We start from the raw sequence: 17,158 nt of genomic DNA on the forward strand, positions 1-17,158 counted from the left end.
ATCCAGCGGCAGATGCGTTGTCCGTATTCCGTTAACAGGACGAAATGTTGGCTTCATCACCCCTGGTGGTCCCACCGACGCCGCGCCGGGACGGGGACCGCGAAGCCGGTATCCTTTCTGGGGACCACCTACCAGCAGAACGGACCACCTTGGTACAGATCGAACAGCTTGCTGCGCGCACTCCTGCAGTGTCGGTGAACGAACTCCTTAAGGGTTTCTATCCATCGCCGCGGTTTGGCCAGGTGTCCTTCGCCAGCTACCGTCCGGACTCAAAGCAGCCCAGCCAGGCTGCTGCCGTCCATGCCCTGGAGGGGTTTGCCGGCAATGTGGCACCGTCTGACGGCGGCGGGCTTTTCAAGAAGCTGTTCGGCAAGAAGGACAGCTCGCGTGCCGGCATCTACCTGGACGGCGGATTCGGCGTGGGCAAAACCCACCTGCTCGCCTCTCTCTGGCACGCTGCCCCCGGGCCGAAGGCTTTCGGTACCTTCGTTGAGTACACCAACCTGGTGGGCGCCCTGTCCTTCCGCAAAACAGTCGACGCACTCAGCAGCTACAAACTGGTGTGCATCGACGAATTCGAACTCGACGACCCCGGCGACACAGTCCTGATGTCCCGGCTGATGCGGGAACTGGCCGACGCCGGCGTGAAGCTGGCTGCCACCTCCAACACCCTGCCCGGCTCACTGGGCGACGGCCGCTTCGCAGCCGTGGATTTCCAGCGCGAGATCCAGGTCCTGGCGGACCAGTTCGACGTCATCCGCATCGACGGCGAGGACTTCCGCCACCGCGGCTTGCCGGCAGCCCCGGCCCCGCTGAAGAACAGCGAACTGTCCGCCCACATGAAAGCGGAATTCGACGGCAAGACAGTGGCCCAGGACGAGTTCAGCACCCTCATCCACCACCTCGCGGGCGTGCACCCCAGCCGTTACCGCCAGCTCATCGACGGCATCGACGGCGTGGTGTGGCGCAACGTGGAGACCATCACCGAGCAGGCCGTGGCGCTCAGGTTCGTGGTCCTGGCTGACCGTCTCTACGACAAGGACGTCCCCATCCTTGCCAGCGGCGTGCCGTTCGACAAGCTCTTTACAGAGGAAATGATGGCCGGGGGCTACATGAAGAAGTACTTCCGCGCCGTGTCCAGGCTCACCGCGCTGGCCCGCGAAGGCCAGAACCACGAACCGTCCTAGTTCGTCCGGCGGGGCAGTGATGTACTTTGCAGTGCCCCTCGGAGGCCCTTCCTAGGCGCTGTCCTTCGCGCCTGCATGTCCACCGTCCAGCAGTTTCCGCTCCCGGCGGGGGACCAGCAGCGTCCTGACCAGCAGGCCGGCAAGGAGCGCCCAAAACGCCGAGCCGATCCCGCTGAAGGCGAGGCCCGAAGCCGCGGTCAGGAACGTGACGGCCGGGGCGATGCGGTCCTCGGCATCAGCCAGCGCCGAGGAGACTGACGCCGCCAGCGTGCCCAAAAGCGCCAGGCCTGCCACCGCTTCCAGCATGCCGGCCGGTGCTGCACTGACCAGGGTGACCAGAGCAGCCGAGAATGCGGCCAGGACCATGTAGGCCAGCCCTGAGGTAACTCCGGCAACCCAACGCCTGCTCCGGTTGCTGCCGGCCTCCTCGCCGGCAGCGAGGGCCGCGCTCAAGGCGGCAAGGTTGATGGCGTGCCCGCCGAATGGCGCGCCCAGCACAGTGCCGGCACCGGTCACCAGCATCGATGCCCGCCACGGCGTGGCAAAGCCGAACGACCGGAGCACCGCCACGCCCGGAACGTTCTGGGAGGCCATGGTGACCACGAACAACGGCAGGGCAATGCCCACCATGGCCTGCAGGCTGAACGACGGCGTGGTCCACACGAGTTGCGGCAGCACCCCGCCCGTTCCGGGCCCGGTGCCGGAGGCAACCAGCGAGAAGGCGATCACTCCCAGCGCCACCACGAGTGCCGCAGGCACAGCCCAGCGCGGGGCGAACTTCATCATGAGCAGCCAACAGACAATGACGGGGGCCACGAAGAGCGGGACGGTGCCCAGCGCAGTGAACGGTGCCAGGCATAACTGCAGCAGGACGCCGGCCAGCATTGCCTGGGCGAGCGACGCGGGGATCCGCGCCATCAGCCGGCCGAGGGCAGGGATAAGCCCGGTCAGCGCTATCAGCACCCCGGCGGCAAGGAATGCTCCGACGGCGGCCGGCCATCCGCCGTCGGGCGTTCCGGACGTAGCGAGCAGCGCTGCGCCTGGTGTGGACCAGGCCAGCGTGACCGGAACCTTGGACCGCCATGCAAGCAGCAGGACGCCGACGCCGACTGCCAGGGTCAGTGCCAGCAGTCCGGAAGCAGCCTGCGCCGGGTTGGCCCCCACCGCCTTGAGTCCGGCGAGGACGACGGCGAAGGACGACGTAAAGCCCACCAGGGCCGTGACAATGCCGGCAACAACGGGCCGGGAATCGAAAGTGGAGGGTCTGCCCGTCCGGCGGGGGCGGGTGGGTGCGGAAGACTTCGCCATACCGGCAGGTTATCCGTGGTTACGGCCCGGGTGGCAATTGAGGTGAGCACAGCCTCCCCGGTGCGCCCTTTCAGCCAGTCGGGCCTTCGCCCGGAACAGCGGCAGCGGCCGGCAGTCACTATGCCATTTAAACGCCAAAGGCGCGGGCGCCGCCTCCCGGCGGGACCCGCGCCCCGTTGACGTGCTGGGGCAATGCCCCGGCCTTGATCCTTACGGAGTCCTGTCAGCCGGCGGTGCCGGGTTGACGGGATTGACCGGGGGGACCTGCTCTGCGGCAGGTGCCTCGCCAGGGGCCCTATTCTTGTCCACGAGCTTGGAAGCGCCATCCTGGACCTTATCGACGTGGCCGGCGTACTTGCCGCCGGTCTTCTGGTCGACAAAATCGCCGGCTTTGGTGATGCCGTCCTTGATGGTCTGCTCGTTTCCGCGGATAAGACCCTGTGCCTTGCCCTTTAGATCGTCAATCAGTCCCACGAGCACCTCCCTTCGGTCGCGGAGCCAGGTCGCTCCTTGCGCAATCGATCCTAGACCCGTAGGAGGGCAGTTCCAAGGACATTCGGGAGATTGGCCGTTCGCCCGCAGCGGATGGGGTCACAGAGGGCAACAAAAAAGCAGCTCTTCAAGAGCTGCTTCGAGTGTGGGCGATACTGGGATCGAACCAGTGACCTCTTCCGTGTCAGGGAAGCGCGCTACCGCTGCGCCAATCGCCCGGAAACCGGGGGACCGGCCAATGGGTTGTAAAAAGAGAGCGGACGACGAGATTCGAACTCGCGACATCCACCTTGGCAAGGTGGTGCTCTACCAGCTGAGCTACGTCCGCAATTGCGTTCCGGCCGGGGCCGGAATGCTGTTGGCAAGTTACCTTGCCGAGTGGGCGATACTGGGATCGAACCAGTGACCTCTTCCGTGTCAGGGAAGCGCGCTACCGCTGCGCCAATCGCCCATGCTGATTCGGAGGGTATCCGAAAAACCATGGTTTTCACCGAGGTGGGTACGGGATTCGAACCCGTGTATACGGCTTTGCAGGCCGCTGCCTCGCCTCTCGGCCAACCCACCGTGTAAGCCCCGGTTTAGCAACCGTTGCCGTGACAGTGTCCTGCGAGCGGACGACGAGATTCGAACTCGCGACATCCACCTTGGCAAGGTGGTGCTCTACCAGCTGAGCTACGTCCGCAGTTTGGAGGATTGATTCCTTGCCGTTTCGGCATTTCCTCGCTTCCAACGAGTAAAAACAATATAGGAGGTTCCGGGAAACACCAAATCGGCAGTTCCGGCCGCTGTGCCTGTGTCCCTGCATCCCAGTAATGGCGCGGAAGCAGCGACTTACAACTATGTAATTCGAGTATCCCGCGTCGCCGCTGCCGGCGCGGGATACAGAAAGGGGGATTGGATATCCGCCGGAGGGGTCAATGGAAACGGGGCATCCCGCGGCGCTGTTCATGAGGCCGGGGGCCGATTTTTGAAAAGGCCGCCGTGTGGGTTAGCATTCAAATGCATCGGGGCGATTGGCGCAGTGGTAGCGCGCTTCGTTCACACCGAAGAGGTCACTGGTTCGAACCCAGTATCGCCCACCGCAGAAGGTCCGTTTCCGCTCATCAGCAGCGGAGGCGGACCTTTTTTATGCCTGGGCCTGGCTCCCGGAGATTTTGTCGGCCCCCTGTGAAAGAGTCTTTGTATGACTGATCCGCTCCTCGCCCATGCCACCGAATACGGCCGGATGTATGCCCGGTCCACGTCGGAGCAGTTCTCCGTGCCGTCCATCACCACAGTCATCAGCCAGCAGCCGCACGGCCTGGACGGCTGGTTCGGCTACATGGGGGCAAGCAGCCTGGCCAAGGACCCCCTGCTGTCCGACTGCCTGGGCAGCCCGGCGAAGATCAAGCAGGCGATTAACCGGGCGGCCAAGGCCGCTGAGACGTATCGGGACGACGCCGCCCGCCGCGGAGACCGTGTCCACACGTACTGCGAGCAGGTTGCGCTGCGCGCACTCGGGCGTCCGCATGCCATGAAGGAAGCTCGGGAAGCGCTGGCCGCCAACGGGGAGGAAGCCTTCGCCGTGCGGTTCGACGAGTGGTGGGAGCTTTTCCGTGTGGAGCCCCTGGCTCCGGAAATTACCGTCTGGAACAAAGCGGTGGGCTACGCGGGAACCCTGGACCTGGTGGCGCGGATCAATGGCCGCATTTGCCTCATCGATTACAAAACCAAAGGCACCACCCGCGACGGCCAGGTCAAGGCCCTTGACGACAAAGTGGTGATGCAGCTGGTGGCCGGCATGAAAGCAGAGGAGAGCCTGGTGGATCCGGTGGCGGGTACCTGGGAACCGTGGAAGTACGGGGAAGACCCCGTCCTGCTGGCGGTGGCCATCGGGGAAACGGAGGTCCGTCCGGTGCGGGCCAACCCCGAGGTCCTCAAGCACCACTGGTGGAAGTTCTGCGCCCTGCGGCGCGTGTGGGAGCTCTCGGCCGACACCATCAGTGCCGGCACTGCCCTGCTCCCGATCGCCCCGCCGCCGCTGGCCCAGGCCCGCACCGCCTAGCGCCTAAACTGGATTGGTCCCATTGCCGCTAACCGTGAGGAAAATCCGCGCATGGCTATTCTGAATATCCGCATTATCGGCGATCCCGTGCTCCGCACTGTGGCCGATCCTGTGACGGAATTCGGGCCTGAACTTGCCAAGCTGGTCGCCGACATGACCGAAACCATGGAGGACGTGGATGGTGCCGGCCTTGCCGCGCCCCAGATCGGTGTCAGCAAGCGCGTCTTCACCTACCGGATTGACGGCGTCGAAGGGCACATCATCAACCCCGTGCTCGAAAACAGTGACGACTACCAGCCGGACCACGTGGAGGGCTGCCTGTCCATCCCGGGCCTGGGCTTCCCCGTACGCCGTTTCCGCGCCACCCGCGTCACCGGCGTGGACATGCACGGCAACCCGGTCTCCATCGAAGGCGAAGGCATGCTGGCCCGCTGCTTCCAGCACGAGAACGACCACCTGGACGGCGTCCTCTACACAGACCGGCTGGAGGGCGAGGACCGCAAGTCCGCCCTGCGCTCCATCCGCAACGCCAACTACGACTCCGTCACGGAGCGCACCACCGCCAAGCGCGCGAAGACCGTGGGGTCCAGCTTCGGTGGAGCGAGCTTCGGCGGTTCCGGTACTGCCGGCTCCAGTTTTGGTAATGCGGGGTGAGGGTCCTTTTCGCGGGGACTCCCGCCGTCGCGGTTCCCTCTTTGAATGCCCTCGTCGACGCCGGCTTCGACGTCGTCGCCGTCCTGACCCGCCCGGACGCCCCGGTTGGGCGCAAACGCGTCCTCACGCCGTCGCCGGTCGCTGCGCGGGCCCTCGAGTTGGGGCTGGATGTCATCTACGCTGCAAAGGTTGACGACGCCGCCGTCGAACAGATCTCGGCCGCTGCCCCCGATGTCGCAGCCATCGTGGCCTACGGCGGGCTGGTTCCCCCCGCAGCCCTGGACATTCCACGCCACGGCTGGATCAACCTGCACTTTTCGCTGCTGCCCGCGTGGCGCGGTGCCGCACCTGTGCAGCGCTCGGTGATGGCCGGCGATGACGTCACCGGCGCCGTGACCTTCCAGCTGGAGAAGGGGCTCGATACGGGACCGGTGTTCGGCACCCTCACCGAGTCCGTTGGCCCGGAAGACACGGCCGGCCAGCTCCTGGAACGGCTCTCCCACAGCGGCGCGGTCCTGCTGGCGCAGACCCTGTCCGCCGTCGCAACGGGTAAGGCATCTGCGGTGCCACAGGCCGGAGACGTATCGCTGGCGCCAAAACTCACCCTGGAAGACGGGCACTTGAATTGGCACCACCCGGCCCTGGCCATCGGCCGCCAGGCCCGTGGCGCCACCCCCGAGCCCGGAGCCTGGACGCTCCTGGATGGCCAGCGCGTCAAGCTCGATCCTGTGCGGCTGCGTCCGGATGTTGAGGACCTCGCACCTGGTGCCCTGGCAGTTCACGGCAAGAGCGTGCTGGTGGGCACCGGTTCCCACGCTGTGGAGCTGACCCGCATCCAGCCCGCCGGAAAAAAGATGATGGCCGCGCCCGATTGGGCTCGCGGCATTGGTTCGCTGGAAGGCGTGGTATTCGAATGAGTGGATCCGGTACGAATTCCGGTGGTGCACAGCAAGGCCGTCCCTCCGGCCGCGGGCGTGGCGCCAGCCAAAGCGGCCGCGGCCAGGGCGGCCCGCGGGACAACAGCCGCCGCGACGCCCAGGGCCGGGAGCGGAACCGTGGCCCGCAGCGGAACTTCACCGAGAACGCGCCCGCACAGCGCACCCGCCGGGCAGACCCCGCCCGGCTCGTGGCATTCGAGGTACTCCGCGCCGTTGCGCAGGAGGACGCCTACGCCAACCTTGTCCTGCCGGCCCGGATCCGGCAGCACCGGCTGGACAAGCGCGACGCCGGGTTCGCCACCGAGCTGAGCTACGGCGCGCTGAGGGGACAGGGGACCTACGACGCCGTCCTGGCGCGCTGCGTCGACCGGCCGCTGGACCAGCTGGACCCTGCAGTCCTGGATGCGCTGCGCATCGGCGTCCACCAGCTTCTCGCCATGCGCGTCCCTGCCCATGCGGCACTGGACCAGACGGTGGGTCTCGCCCGCGCAGTCATCGGTGCAGGACCCTCCGCCCTGATTAATGCGGTCCTTCGCAAGGTCAGCGCCCACAGCCTGGATGAGTGGCTGGACTTGCTGGTAGCGGACGAAACCGACGAAACCCGCATCGCGTCGCTCCGCCACGCCCACCCCGAATGGATCGTCCGGGCCATGCGCCAGGCCTTGGTGGCCCACGGCCGCCCGGTCGGGGAAATCAACGCCCTGCTCGAAGCGGACAACGCGGCCCCGGTGGTCAACCTGGTGGCCCTTCCCGGACTGGGGAACCTTGACGAAGCGCTTGAAGACGGCGCCACACCCGGTGAACTTGTTGAAGGGTCCGCCCTGTCCAGCGGTGGAGACCTGGGACGGTTGTCCTCGGTACGCGCAGGCACCACCCGGGTACAGGACGTCGGCTCGCAACTGGTGGCCCGTGCGATGGCTGCGGTGGAGCTGGGAACCGCATCTCCCGGTGCCGCAGCGCCTGAAGCCTGGCTCGACCTCTGCGCCGGACCCGGCGGGAAAGCGGCATTGCTCGGCGCCCTCGCCCGGGAACGCGGAGCCACGTTGCTGGCGAACGAGCCCGCACCGCACCGCGCCAAATTGGTCAAACAGGCCTTGTCCGCCGTCCCGGACGACACTTGGCAGGTGCGCACCGGGGATGGCCGTGAGGTCGGCGCAGAGCAGCCCGGATTCTTCGACCGTGTCCTGGTGGATGTGCCCTGCAGCGGTTTGGGGGCATTGCGCCGCCGTCCTGAATCCCGCTGGCGCCGCTCGCCCAAGGACCTGGCTGACCTGGGACCGCTGCAGCGCGACCTGCTCACTTCGGCGCTGGCAGCTGTCCGGCCCGGGGGAGTTGTGGCGTACGTGACGTGCTCGCCGCATCCCGCCGAAACCACCGCCGTGGTGTCGGACGCCCTGCGGAAACGTGATGACCTGGAACTCCTTGACGCCGGGGCCGTGCTCGACTCCGTCAGCCTCACCGGGAACCTTGGTGCAGGGCATGAACTGACCGCGCAACTGTGGCCGCATGTCCACAGCACCGACGCCATGTTCCTGGCCCTCATCCGAAAAAAGGCCTGACGCCACCCTCCGGCACACGCACACCAGCCACCCTTCGAAAGGCATCCCCGTGACGCAATGCTGCATCAACCCGAGCATCCTCTCGGCCGACTTCGTCAACCTTGAGGCCGAGCTGAAGCGCATCAGCAACGCCGACGCCGTGCACGTGGACGTCATGGACAACCACTTCGTCCCCAACCTCACCATCGGACTGCCGGTGGTGCAGCGGATCCAGGCGGTCAGCCCGGTTCCCCTGGACGCCCACCTGATGATCGCCGACGCCGACCGCTGGGCGCCTGGTTTCGCGGACGCGGGCCTGGCCTCCGTCACGTTCCATGCAGAGGCGTCCATCGCGCCTATCAAGCTGGCCCGTGAACTCCGCAGCAGGGGTGCGAAAGCGGGAATGGCATTGCGGCCATCCACCGCCGTGGAGCCGTACCTGGACATGCTGTCCGAGCTGGACATGCTGCTCATCATGACTGTGGAACCGGGTTTCGGCGGCCAGGCTTTCCTCGACGTCACCCTCCCCAAGATCCGCCGCGCCCGCGCCGCCATTGACGGTTCCGGCATCGGCGTGGCCATCCAGGTAGACGGCGGGATCACTGAGGACACCATCACCCGCGCCGCGGAAGCCGGAGCGAACGTGTTCGTAGCCGGCTCCGCTGTCTACGGGGCCGACGACCCCGCGGCAGCCATCGAACGGCTCCGCGAGGAAGGCAGCCGTTCGTTACGGAAGGCGACGGCGGAATAAGAAGAAGCCACATCCAGTTGTGGCACAATAACAACACACATACGTGCTCCGGGGTCGGTGTAAGTCCGAACCGGCGGTGACAGTCCGCGACCCGCGAACCGATGGTTTTTCCTGGCAAGCCAGGCGAAGCCCCGGTGAACGGTTGAACCGGTGAAATTCCGGTACCGACAGTTAAAGTCTGGATGAGAGAAGCACGTACAGCTGTATCTTCGGCGCCCGTGGGCTCCGAAGCGTTCTGCTGTCGTATACCCCCGGAGCCATCGCGGTTCTGACAGGGAAGGAACGACACACAGACATGGACCTCCTGCGATGGCTCTTTGACGCTCAGATCCCCGTGGGGGGATCTGTCCTGATATTGAGAGAAGTGCTGGGCAACATTTTCGGCCTGGCAAGTGCATTCGGCGGCATGCGCCGCAAAGTTTGGGCCTGGCCCGTGGGCATTGTTGGCAACCTGCTGCTGCTCACGGTGTTCCTGGGCAACGTCTTCGGCTCCGCCACACCGGCCACCCTGTGGGGGCAGGCCGGCCGCCAGGTGATGTTCATCGCCGTGGCTGCCTATGGCTGGCACCGCTGGAAGCAGGGCCGGAGCGCCGATGGCGGGAACACCGCCGTCGTGCCCCAGTGGGCCAGCAACCGGACCCGGCTCATCCTTGCGGCCGCGCTGGTGGCCGGCACCGTTGCCCTGACCCCGCTTTTTGACTCCCTGGGGTCCTACCCGCCGGTGTGGGCTGACGCCTGGACCTTCGTGGGATCGCTCCTGGCCACCTACGGCATGGCGCGGGGCTGGACCGAGTTCTGGCTGATGTGGGTGGCCGTGGACATTGTGGGGGTCCCGCTCCTGTTCAGCGCCGGCTACTACGCCAGCGCCTTCATGTACCTCTTCTACGGCTTCTTCACCCTGGCCGGGTTCTTTGTCTGGTGGAATGCCTCCCGCAGGGCTGGCACAGCCGGCGGGCGCGACGAGCAGCCGGCCTCGGTGGAAACCGCCTTTCCGGACCCGCGGGTGAAGCTCTGATGGCCGCCGAACTCCGGGTGGCCGCACCCTTCACCCCCGCGGAAGTCCAAGCCATGGAGCACGCCCTCGAAGCTGCCCTGCAGGGGCCGCGCGGCGCCAATCCCCTGGTGGGTGCCGTCGTCGTAAGCCCTGACGGCCGCGAACTTGCCACCGGATACCACCGCGGCGCGGGCACCGCCCACGCTGAGGCTGATGCCGTGGCCCGCGCCCAGGAAGCGGGCGTGGACCTTGCCGGCTGCACCATGGTGGTAACCCTGGAACCCTGCAACCATGTGGGCCGGACCGGACCGTGCACGGAAGCGATCATCGCCGCCGGCATCACCGATGTTGTCTACGCCGTGGACGATCCCCACGACCCTGCCGCCGGGGGAGCAGCGACCCTGCGCAAGGCCGGTATCGCTGTCCGCAGCGGCCTGGCGGCAGCGGAATCCCTGGAACTGAACCGCCGGTGGTTCGAGGCCGTAGCAGAAAAGCGACCCTTCACCACCCTCCATATCGCCCAAACCCTCGACGGACGCATCGCAGCCGAAGACGGCACCAGCCAGTGGATCTCCAGCCCGGAGTCCCTGGCAGACAACCACGGGATCCGGAGCCGCATCGACGCCATCCTGGTGGGAACCCAGACGGTCGCGGTGGACAATCCGCGGCTGAATGCCCGCGACGCCTCGGGCAACCCGGCAGCGAGGCAGCCGGTCCGCGCCGTCATGGGCCTGCGGAACATTCCCGACGACGCCGCAATCCTGGGCGACGACGGCCTGGCCGTCCACCTTGCCACCCGGGACCCCCGCGAGGCGCTGACCACCCTGTATGCGTCCGGAACCCGCCACGTCATGGTGGAAGGCGGTTCACGGATTCTCAGCGCATTCCTCACGGCAGGGCTGGTGGATGAACTGATCGTCTACCTGGCACCCACACTGCTCGGTTCGGGGACCTCCTCGCTGGACGGGCTGGGAATCAGCACCCTTCCGGACGCCCAGCAATGGGAGTGGGACGCTTCCGACGGCGGCGCCGTGCGCACGCTGGGCCGTGACCTGAGACTTCACCTGAAACCGCAACGCCACGTTGCATTTGACCAACAACCATCGCGCGAAGCTGCGCGATAAGCCCAGGGAGGCTACTGATGTTTACCGGAATTATCGCCGAACAGGGAGAGGTGCTCGCCGTTGAGCGCGACGGCGATACCAGCGCCACCGTCCGGCTCCGCGCCCCCGGCACCACCGAGGGACTGGCCCTGGGCGGCTCCATCGCCGTCAACGGCGTCTGCCTCACCGCCACGGACATCGACGGCAAGGAATTCAGCGTTGACGTCATGGGCGAAACCCTGGTCAGGAGCACCATCGGCGAGCTGGCCGCCGGGGACGCCGTCAACCTGGAACGGTGCGTCCCCGCAGGAGGGAGGCTGGACGGCCACGTGGTGCAGGGCCACGTGGACGGCGTCGGCGTCCTCCTGGAACGCGAGCCGCAGGGCAACTGGGAGCGGCTCCGCTTCGGAGTACCCGCCAACCTGGCCCGCTACATCGCCGAGAAGGGCTCCATCGCCATCGACGGCGTCTCCCTCACCGTGACGGCCGTCAGCGCCGCCGCGGAGGAACAGCCCTGGTTCGAAGTGGGACTGATCCCCACTACCCTGGCAGAGACCGGTCTCGGCACCAAGACCACCGGAAGCCGGGTCAACCTGGAAGTGGACGTCCTCGCCAAGTACACCGAACGGCTGCTCGCATTCCGCACCGTTGGTACCGGCGGCACCGAGACCGGGGGCACCGTTGCGGGAGCACCGGGTGGTGCCCTGTGAACGGGACTGCCCGCCTGGAACCCGGAGCCGTGCCGGCAGTGGTTCCCACCCGCGGACTGGATTCCATCGGGGACGCCGTCCGCGCCATGGCGGCGGGAAGGCCGGTGCTCGTGGTGGACAATGAGGACCGGGAAAACGAAGGCGACATCATCTTCGCAGCCCAGCATGCCACGCCCGCGCTGATGGGCTGGACCATCCGCTACAGCTCCGGCGTCATCTGCGTGCCGTTGACGGGGGAGCGGGCAGACGCCCTGGAACTCCCGCCCATGACGGCAGTCAACGAGGACGCCAAAGGCACCGCCTACACGGTGTCCTGCGACGCCGCCATTGGTGTCAGCACCGGCATCTCCGCCACGGACCGCGCCCTCACGGCACGCGTCCTCGCGGATCCGCAGGCCCTCCCCGCTTCAGTGACCCGCCCGGGGCATATTTTTCCGCTCCGTGCGGTTGACGGAGGTGTGCGGGAGCGCCAGGGCCACACCGAGGCCGCGGTGGACCTGTGCCGCCTGGCGGGACTTGAGCCGGTCGGCGTCATCGCGGAGGTGGTGTACGACGACGGTGAGATGATGCGCCTGGACGGGCTCCGTTCGTTCGCAGCGGAACATGGGTGCCCTTTGGTCTCCATCGAGGACCTGGTGGCGTATCTTGAAGCCGGGACCGGGGGAGGCCTGGATCAGAATGTCCGGATTGTTCCGGGCGGAGAAAAGGAGAAGCGATGACGGCATCGGCAGCCAGCGACGACAGCCAGAACGGTCACCGGAAGCACCACACCGGCAACGGTGGGGCTCCACACCCCGTCAGCGGCGGTCCCATTGTGCAGCTTCCCACCGCCTTCGGTGACTTTGTGGCGCAGGCATGGACCGACCTTGTGACCGGCGTGGAACACCTCGCCGTCAGTTCGCCCAACCCGCCCAGCGACGGAAAGGCGCCGCTGGTGCGGCTGCACTCGGAATGCCTGACCGGTGACGTCTTCGGCTCATACCGTTGCGACTGTGGCGAACAGCTGGCCTACGCCCTGGAACTGATCCATGAACACGGCGGCACCCTGCTGTACCTGCGCGGCCAGGAAGGCCGCGGCATCGGCCTGGCCAACAAGATCAAGGCCTACGCGCTGCAGGAAGCCGGCTTCGACACTGTAGAGGCCAACGAACAGCTGGGCCTGCCGGTGGATGCGCGCTGCTATAAGGCCGCCGCTCAGGTGCTCGCCGAAATGGGCCTGCACGAGGTCCGGCTCCTCAGCAACAACCCGGACAAGCAGAACCGGCTGGCCAAGGCCGGCGTCAAGGTGGTGGAGATGGTTCCCACCGAGGTGCCCTCCCGCGAGCAGAACATCCGGTACCTGCGGACCAAGAAGGACCGCATGGAACACCGGCTGTTGCTGGACACCGGGGCCGACCCCGTGCCGGTACCGGGCCCTGACGGTCCGTTCCGCCACGAACAAGACTGACCTGACCACACCACTGAACCACCAGACTGAACGGACACCTCGCACCCATGAGCGGACACGGCGCCCCCGATATCGACCTCACCACCCTCAACCCGGCCGAAACGTCGCAGCTCCGGCTCGCGATCGTCGCGGCCAGCTGGCACACCCAGATCATGGACGGCCTCCTGGACGGCGCCCTGCGCGCGGCCAAGGACGCCGGCATCAACGAACCCACGGTCATCCGCGTACCCGGCAGCTTTGAGCTCCCGGTAGCGGCCGCACGCCTGGCACCGCACTTCGACGCCGTGGTGGCGCTCGGCGTCGTCATCCGTGGCGGTACCCCGCACTTCGAGTACGTCTGCCAGGCCGCGACGTCGGGACTCACCGACGTCAGCGTCCGCACCGGGGTGCCGGTGGGCTTCGGCGTCCTCACCTGCGACACCGAACAGCAGGGCCTGGACCGCGCCGGCCTCCCCGGCTCCAAGGAAGACAAGGGGCACGAGGCCGTCACCGCGGCACTGGCCACCGCCGTCGTCCTCAAGCAGTACACGTAGCCGACAGGCACCAGGCAGTACCGAAAGCCAATGGCGGGCGCGGTGTGTATTCGCTCACATCGCGTCCGTCATGGAACGGCCCGGGAAGCGCCCGCCGTGCCGCAGCAAGTAGGCTGGAGGGCGTGAAGAATTTCGAGACGCTGTTCGCTGAGCTCAGCGAGAAGGCAGCCACCCGCCCGGAAGGCTCCCGCACCGTCGCTGAATTGGACTCCGGTGTGCACGGCATCGGTAAGAAAGTCGTTGAGGAAGCAGCCGAAGTCTGGATGGCTGCCGAATATGAATCCGATGAAGCCGCGGCCGAGGAAATTTCCCAGCTGCTGTACCACCTGCAGGTTCTGATGCTCGCCAAAGGCCTGACCCTGGAAGACGTCTACAAGCATCTGTAGCCACCAGCCCGGCGCGCGTCCTGCCGCCGGTCCAGCCGTGGCCAGCACTGCCTGAACCCCTAGACATTCCATCCAGAAAGAACACCCCCATGCTCCGAGTTGCCGTCCCCAACAAGGGATCCCTGTCCGAAGCCGCCTCCGCGATGCTGTCCGAGGCGGGATACCGCCAGCGTCGCGACAGCCGCGAACTGGTCATGGTGGACCCGGATAACGACATCGAGTTCTTCTTCCTCCGCCCGCGCGACATCGCCGTGTACGTGGGCCGGGGGACCCTCGACGTCGGCATCACCGGCCGCGACCTCCTGCTGGACGCCGAGGTGGAAGCCGAAGAACTGCTTCCGCTGGGGTTCGCAGCCTCCACCTTCCGGTTCGCCGGACCCGTGGGCGACTTTGCCTCCGCCGAAGAACTCGACGGCAAGCGCCTCGCCACCAGCTACGACGGCCTGCTCCGCGGCTACCTTGCCGAACGCGGCATCAACGCCAATGTGGTACGCCTTGACGGCGCCGTGGAGTCCTCAGTCCGCCTGGGTGTCGCCGACGCCATCGCTGACGTCGTGGAAACGGGCAACACCCTCAAGGCCGCCGGGATGGAAATCTTCGGCGACCCCATCCTCAAGTCCGAGGCCGTCCTGATCCGCCGCACCGGCGGGACAACCAACGGTACCGCCAAGGAAGTCGACGTCCTCATCCGCCGCCTCCAGGGTGTCCTGGTGGCCCGCCAGTACGTCCTCATGGACTACGACATCCGCAAGGAACTGGTGGAAAAAGCGGCTGCCCTGACCCCCGGGCTGGAATCGCCCACGGTGTCACCGCTGCGCGACTCCGACTGGGTGGCCGTCCGGTCCATGGTGCCGAAGAAGGAAACCAACCGGATCATGGACGAACTGTACGATCTCGGTGCACGGGCCATCCTGGTCAGCAGCATCCACGCCTGCCGGATTTAGCGCCGGAACCCCACACAGCACCGCAGATTTCTCCAGGAGTACCCATGGCAGTAGCAGTCCGCGTCATTCCCTGCCTTGATGTTGACGCCGGTCGCGTCGTCAAGGGCGTCAACTTCGAGGGCCTCCGCGACGCCGGCGACCCCGTTGAGCTGGCCCACCGCTACGACAATGCGGGGGCCGACGAACTGACGTTCCTCGACGTCACGGCGTCCTCAGGCAACCGCGAGACCACCTTCGACGTGGTCCGCCGCACCGCCGAGGAAGTCTTCATCCCGCTGTGCGTTGGCGGCGGCGTCCGCGGCGTGGCCGAGGTGGACAAGCTCCTGCGGTTCGGCGCGGACAAGGCAGCCATCAACACCGCCGCCGTCGCCCGCCCGGACGTCATTGACGAGATCACCCGGCACTTCGGTTCCCAGGTCCTCGTCCTGTCCGTGGACGCCCGCCGCACCCGTGCCGGATCCAAGCCGACCGCCTCGGGCTTCGAAGTGACCACGCACGGCGGGCGGACCGGCACCGGAATCGACGCAATCGAGTGGGCCAAGGAGGCAGCCGACCGCGGGGTGGGCGAAATCCTGCTGAACTCCATCGATGCGGACGGAACCAAGGACGGCTTCGACCTGGAAATGATCCGGATGGTCCGCGCCGCCGTCAAGGTGCCGCTGATCGCCTCGGGCGGCGCCGGGGAACCCGCACACTTCCCGCCCGCTGTCGCGGCGGGGGCAGACGCCGTCCTGGCCGCCTCGATCTTCCACTGGGGCCCGAACGACATGATGCACCAGGTCAAGGACGCCATCAGGAACGCCGGCTTCGAGGTCCGCTGACCCTCCCGTTGCGCTGTCAGTTGGGGTTGTTAAGAGGCGCTCTTAGCGACACCAACTGATGGCGCGAGTGGGTTAAAGGCCGACTTCTGCTGACTGCAGGAGCGCGACGGCGTCCGGTTGGCCTTCGAAGGTGACCAGGGCGTGGCGGGTGCGGCCGTGGGCGTGCATCAGCAGTTCGCCCGGCTCGCCAACGATGGCCACCGATACCGGTGCGCGCTTGGCCACGTGGCGGGGACCCGACGGCCGGACCAGCACGATGCCCAGATCCACGCCGCGGTACAGGATGGCTGCCCGCTTGACGAGTTCATCCCAGAGCGCGTCGGAGTAGGCCTCGTCGAGGGCGCGGGGCGCCCAGCGGTCGACGGCCCGGCGGACATCCTCGGTGTGGACGAAGTACTCGATCAGGTTGGCACTCTCATCCAATGCCCTGATGCTCATCGGGGAGAGTGCCGGGGGACCGGCGCGGAAGGTATTGACCAGGCCGGCGTAGTCCTCGGTGTTGGTCAGCTTCGCAGCCAGTTTCGCTGTGGCCTGGTCTGAGGCTTTGGCCAACCGCTTGATGATCAGGCCAAGCCCCACGGCAGCCTTCCGCTCACGCAGGTAAAGGTGCGCGGCGAGGTCCCTGGTGCGCCACCCCTTGCAGAGCGTGGGCGCGTCAGGGCCGGCCGCAAGCAGGGTTTCGGCCAGGACTTCTCGGGACGGTTCGACGAAATGCATCACTTGGAAAACTAGCATGAGAGGCCCGAACTTGGGCAGCACGGCCCCTGCGGCCGGCGTGCCGTTGTTCACATCGGGTCCGGCTGTGGCCAAGGCACTAGACTTGACCTGATGTCTGAGCAGCCTGCCCCCGTACAAACCGCCGCCCAAACCACCGGTGCCGCCCTGCCCGGCGTTGCCTTGCCCGGCGCTGCCGGGGGCGCTCCGGAAACCTCCGCACCGGCGAGCCCCCTTCCGGCGGCGCTTGCCGCCGCGCTGAAGCGTGACAACGCAGGCCTGGTGGCCGCCGTCGTGCAGCAGTACGACACCAACGAGGTCCTCATGCTCGGCTGGATGGATGACGAGGCGCTGCACCGGACCATGACCACCGGCAGGGTCACCTTCTACTCCCGGTCCCGCCAGGAGTACTGGCGCAAGGGCGATACGTCCGGCCACGTCCAGTGGGTCAAGTCCGTAGCCATGGATTGCGACGGCGACGCCTTGCTGGTGCGGGTGGACCAGGTGGGTGCCGCCTGCCACACCGGCACCAGGACCTGCTTCGACGGCAGGGACCTGGCCGTGGTGACCGCGGCCAACGACTGAGCCCGGCTC

General features: G+C 66.8%; 19 protein-coding genes, 6 tRNA genes and 1 riboswitch. Of the genes, 17 read left to right on the forward strand and 8 right to left on the reverse strand.

Annotation, left to right across the window (positions count from 1 at the left end; all coding sequences use genetic code 11):
- Positions 1-149: 149 nt before the first annotated feature.
- Complete coding sequence (zapE, locus tag ACFV4R_RS15210; protein ID WP_377203214.1) at positions 150-1,187, forward strand: cell division protein ZapE; 1,038 nt, start codon at positions 150-152, stop codon at positions 1,185-1,187.
- Between the two features lie 51 nt (positions 1,188-1,238).
- Here zapE and ACFV4R_RS15215 read toward each other — a convergent pair whose 3' ends face one another.
- The 7 genes from ACFV4R_RS15215 to ACFV4R_RS15245 all read right to left on the reverse strand — a co-directional run bounded on the left by ACFV4R_RS15215 (position 1,239) and on the right by ACFV4R_RS15245 (position 3,669).
- Positions 1,239-2,495: a benzoate/H(+) symporter BenE family transporter gene (locus ACFV4R_RS15215; RefSeq protein WP_377203215.1), complete on the reverse strand. Its 1,257-nt coding sequence runs from the start codon at positions 2,493-2,495 to the stop codon at positions 1,239-1,241.
- 210 nt (positions 2,496-2,705) lie between these two features.
- On the reverse strand, positions 2,706-2,969 hold the full coding sequence (locus ACFV4R_RS15220) for an antitoxin (protein ID WP_377203216.1): 264 nt from the start codon (positions 2,967-2,969) through the stop codon (positions 2,706-2,708).
- Positions 2,970-3,133: 164 nt separating this feature from the next.
- Positions 3,134-3,205: transfer RNA gene (locus ACFV4R_RS15225), tRNA-Val, on the reverse strand.
- A gap of 37 nt (positions 3,206-3,242) precedes the next feature.
- A tRNA-Gly gene (locus ACFV4R_RS15230) sits at positions 3,243-3,315 on the reverse strand.
- Positions 3,316-3,366: 51 nt separating this feature from the next.
- A tRNA-Val gene (locus tag ACFV4R_RS15235) sits at positions 3,367-3,438 on the reverse strand.
- A 42-nt stretch (positions 3,439-3,480) separates the two neighbouring features.
- Positions 3,481-3,551: transfer RNA gene (locus ACFV4R_RS15240), tRNA-Cys, on the reverse strand.
- Between the two features lie 45 nt (positions 3,552-3,596).
- Positions 3,597-3,669 (reverse strand) — tRNA-Gly (locus ACFV4R_RS15245).
- A gap of 325 nt (positions 3,670-3,994) precedes the next feature.
- Between ACFV4R_RS15245 and ACFV4R_RS15250 the strand changes: the two genes are divergently transcribed.
- From ACFV4R_RS15250 to hisF, 15 genes are all read left to right on the forward strand, one after another.
- Positions 3,995-4,066: transfer RNA gene (locus ACFV4R_RS15250), tRNA-Val, on the forward strand.
- A 104-nt stretch (positions 4,067-4,170) separates the two neighbouring features.
- Positions 4,171-5,031: a cytochrome gene (locus tag ACFV4R_RS15255; RefSeq protein ID WP_377203217.1), complete on the forward strand. Its 861-nt coding sequence runs from the start codon at positions 4,171-4,173 to the stop codon at positions 5,029-5,031.
- 51 nt (positions 5,032-5,082) lie between these two features.
- A complete protein-coding gene (gene def / locus ACFV4R_RS15260; protein ID WP_377203218.1) occupies positions 5,083-5,685 on the forward strand; it encodes a peptide deformylase in 603 nt (200 codons plus the stop codon).
- Entirely contained in the window at positions 5,682-6,602 is a 921-nt protein-coding gene (gene fmt, locus ACFV4R_RS15265) for a methionyl-tRNA formyltransferase (protein ID WP_377203219.1), read from the forward strand. Before def ends, fmt begins: the two co-directional genes overlap by 4 nt.
- Complete coding sequence (locus ACFV4R_RS15270; protein ID WP_377203220.1) at positions 6,599-8,182, forward strand: RsmB/NOP family class I SAM-dependent RNA methyltransferase; 1,584 nt, start codon at positions 6,599-6,601, stop codon at positions 8,180-8,182. Before fmt ends, ACFV4R_RS15270 begins: the two co-directional genes overlap by 4 nt.
- A gap of 49 nt (positions 8,183-8,231) precedes the next feature.
- Positions 8,232-8,912, forward strand: coding sequence for a ribulose-phosphate 3-epimerase (gene rpe, locus ACFV4R_RS15275; RefSeq protein ID WP_377203221.1), 681 nt, complete (start codon positions 8,232-8,234; stop codon positions 8,910-8,912).
- A 39-nt stretch (positions 8,913-8,951) separates the two neighbouring features.
- A riboswitch (FMN riboswitch) is annotated at positions 8,952-9,111 on the forward strand.
- A gap of 96 nt (positions 9,112-9,207) precedes the next feature.
- A complete protein-coding gene (gene pnuC / locus ACFV4R_RS15280) occupies positions 9,208-9,927 on the forward strand; it encodes a nicotinamide riboside transporter PnuC (RefSeq protein ID WP_377203222.1) in 720 nt (239 codons plus the stop codon).
- The gene (ribD, locus tag ACFV4R_RS15285) at positions 9,927-11,030 is read left to right on the forward strand and encodes a bifunctional diaminohydroxyphosphoribosylaminopyrimidine deaminase/5-amino-6-(5-phosphoribosylamino)uracil reductase RibD (protein ID WP_377203223.1); all 1,104 of its coding nucleotides are present in this window, start codon (positions 9,927-9,929) and stop codon (positions 11,028-11,030) included. The genes pnuC and ribD overlap by 1 nt, the downstream gene beginning before the upstream one ends.
- A gap of 17 nt (positions 11,031-11,047) precedes the next feature.
- Positions 11,048-11,719 (forward strand): riboflavin synthase, encoded by a 672-nt coding sequence (locus ACFV4R_RS15290; protein ID WP_377203224.1) that lies wholly within the window; start codon positions 11,048-11,050, stop codon positions 11,717-11,719.
- A complete protein-coding gene (gene ribB / locus ACFV4R_RS15295) occupies positions 11,716-12,438 on the forward strand; it encodes a 3,4-dihydroxy-2-butanone-4-phosphate synthase (protein WP_377203225.1) in 723 nt (240 codons plus the stop codon). Before ACFV4R_RS15290 ends, ribB begins: the two co-directional genes overlap by 4 nt.
- Positions 12,435-13,166 carry a GTP cyclohydrolase II gene (gene ribA / locus ACFV4R_RS15300; protein ID WP_091719650.1) on the forward strand — a complete coding sequence of 244 codons (732 nt, stop codon included), beginning with the start codon at positions 12,435-12,437 and terminating at the stop codon, positions 13,164-13,166. The genes ribB and ribA overlap by 4 nt, the downstream gene beginning before the upstream one ends.
- Positions 13,167-13,213: 47 nt before the next feature.
- Positions 13,214-13,699, forward strand: coding sequence for a 6,7-dimethyl-8-ribityllumazine synthase (gene ribH, locus ACFV4R_RS15305; protein ID WP_045730399.1), 486 nt, complete (start codon positions 13,214-13,216; stop codon positions 13,697-13,699).
- 122 nt (positions 13,700-13,821) lie between these two features.
- Positions 13,822-14,085, forward strand: a complete 264-nt coding sequence (locus ACFV4R_RS15310) for a phosphoribosyl-ATP diphosphatase (protein WP_015936881.1) — start codon at positions 13,822-13,824, stop codon at positions 14,083-14,085.
- An 89-nt stretch (positions 14,086-14,174) separates the two neighbouring features.
- Complete coding sequence (hisG, locus tag ACFV4R_RS15315) at positions 14,175-15,029, forward strand: ATP phosphoribosyltransferase (protein WP_377203226.1); 855 nt, start codon at positions 14,175-14,177, stop codon at positions 15,027-15,029.
- Positions 15,030-15,073: 44 nt separating this feature from the next.
- The gene (gene hisF / locus ACFV4R_RS15320) at positions 15,074-15,850 is read left to right on the forward strand and encodes an imidazole glycerol phosphate synthase subunit HisF (RefSeq protein ID WP_377203227.1); all 777 of its coding nucleotides are present in this window, start codon (positions 15,074-15,076) and stop codon (positions 15,848-15,850) included.
- Between the two features lie 72 nt (positions 15,851-15,922).
- Here the strand turns inward: hisF and ACFV4R_RS15325 are convergent, their stop codons facing one another.
- Entirely contained in the window at positions 15,923-16,567 is a 645-nt protein-coding gene (locus ACFV4R_RS15325) for a TIGR03085 family metal-binding protein (RefSeq protein ID WP_043794572.1), read from the reverse strand.
- A gap of 111 nt (positions 16,568-16,678) precedes the next feature.
- Between ACFV4R_RS15325 and hisI the strand changes: the two genes are divergently transcribed.
- Positions 16,679-17,149, forward strand: a complete 471-nt coding sequence (gene hisI / locus ACFV4R_RS15330; protein WP_377203228.1) for a phosphoribosyl-AMP cyclohydrolase — start codon at positions 16,679-16,681, stop codon at positions 17,147-17,149.
- Positions 17,150-17,158 lie beyond the last annotated feature (9 nt).

The sequence above is a fragment of the Pseudarthrobacter sp. NPDC059871 genome (genome assembly GCF_042731175.1).
Taxonomy (GTDB): Bacteria; Actinomycetota; Actinomycetes; order Actinomycetales; family Micrococcaceae; genus Arthrobacter.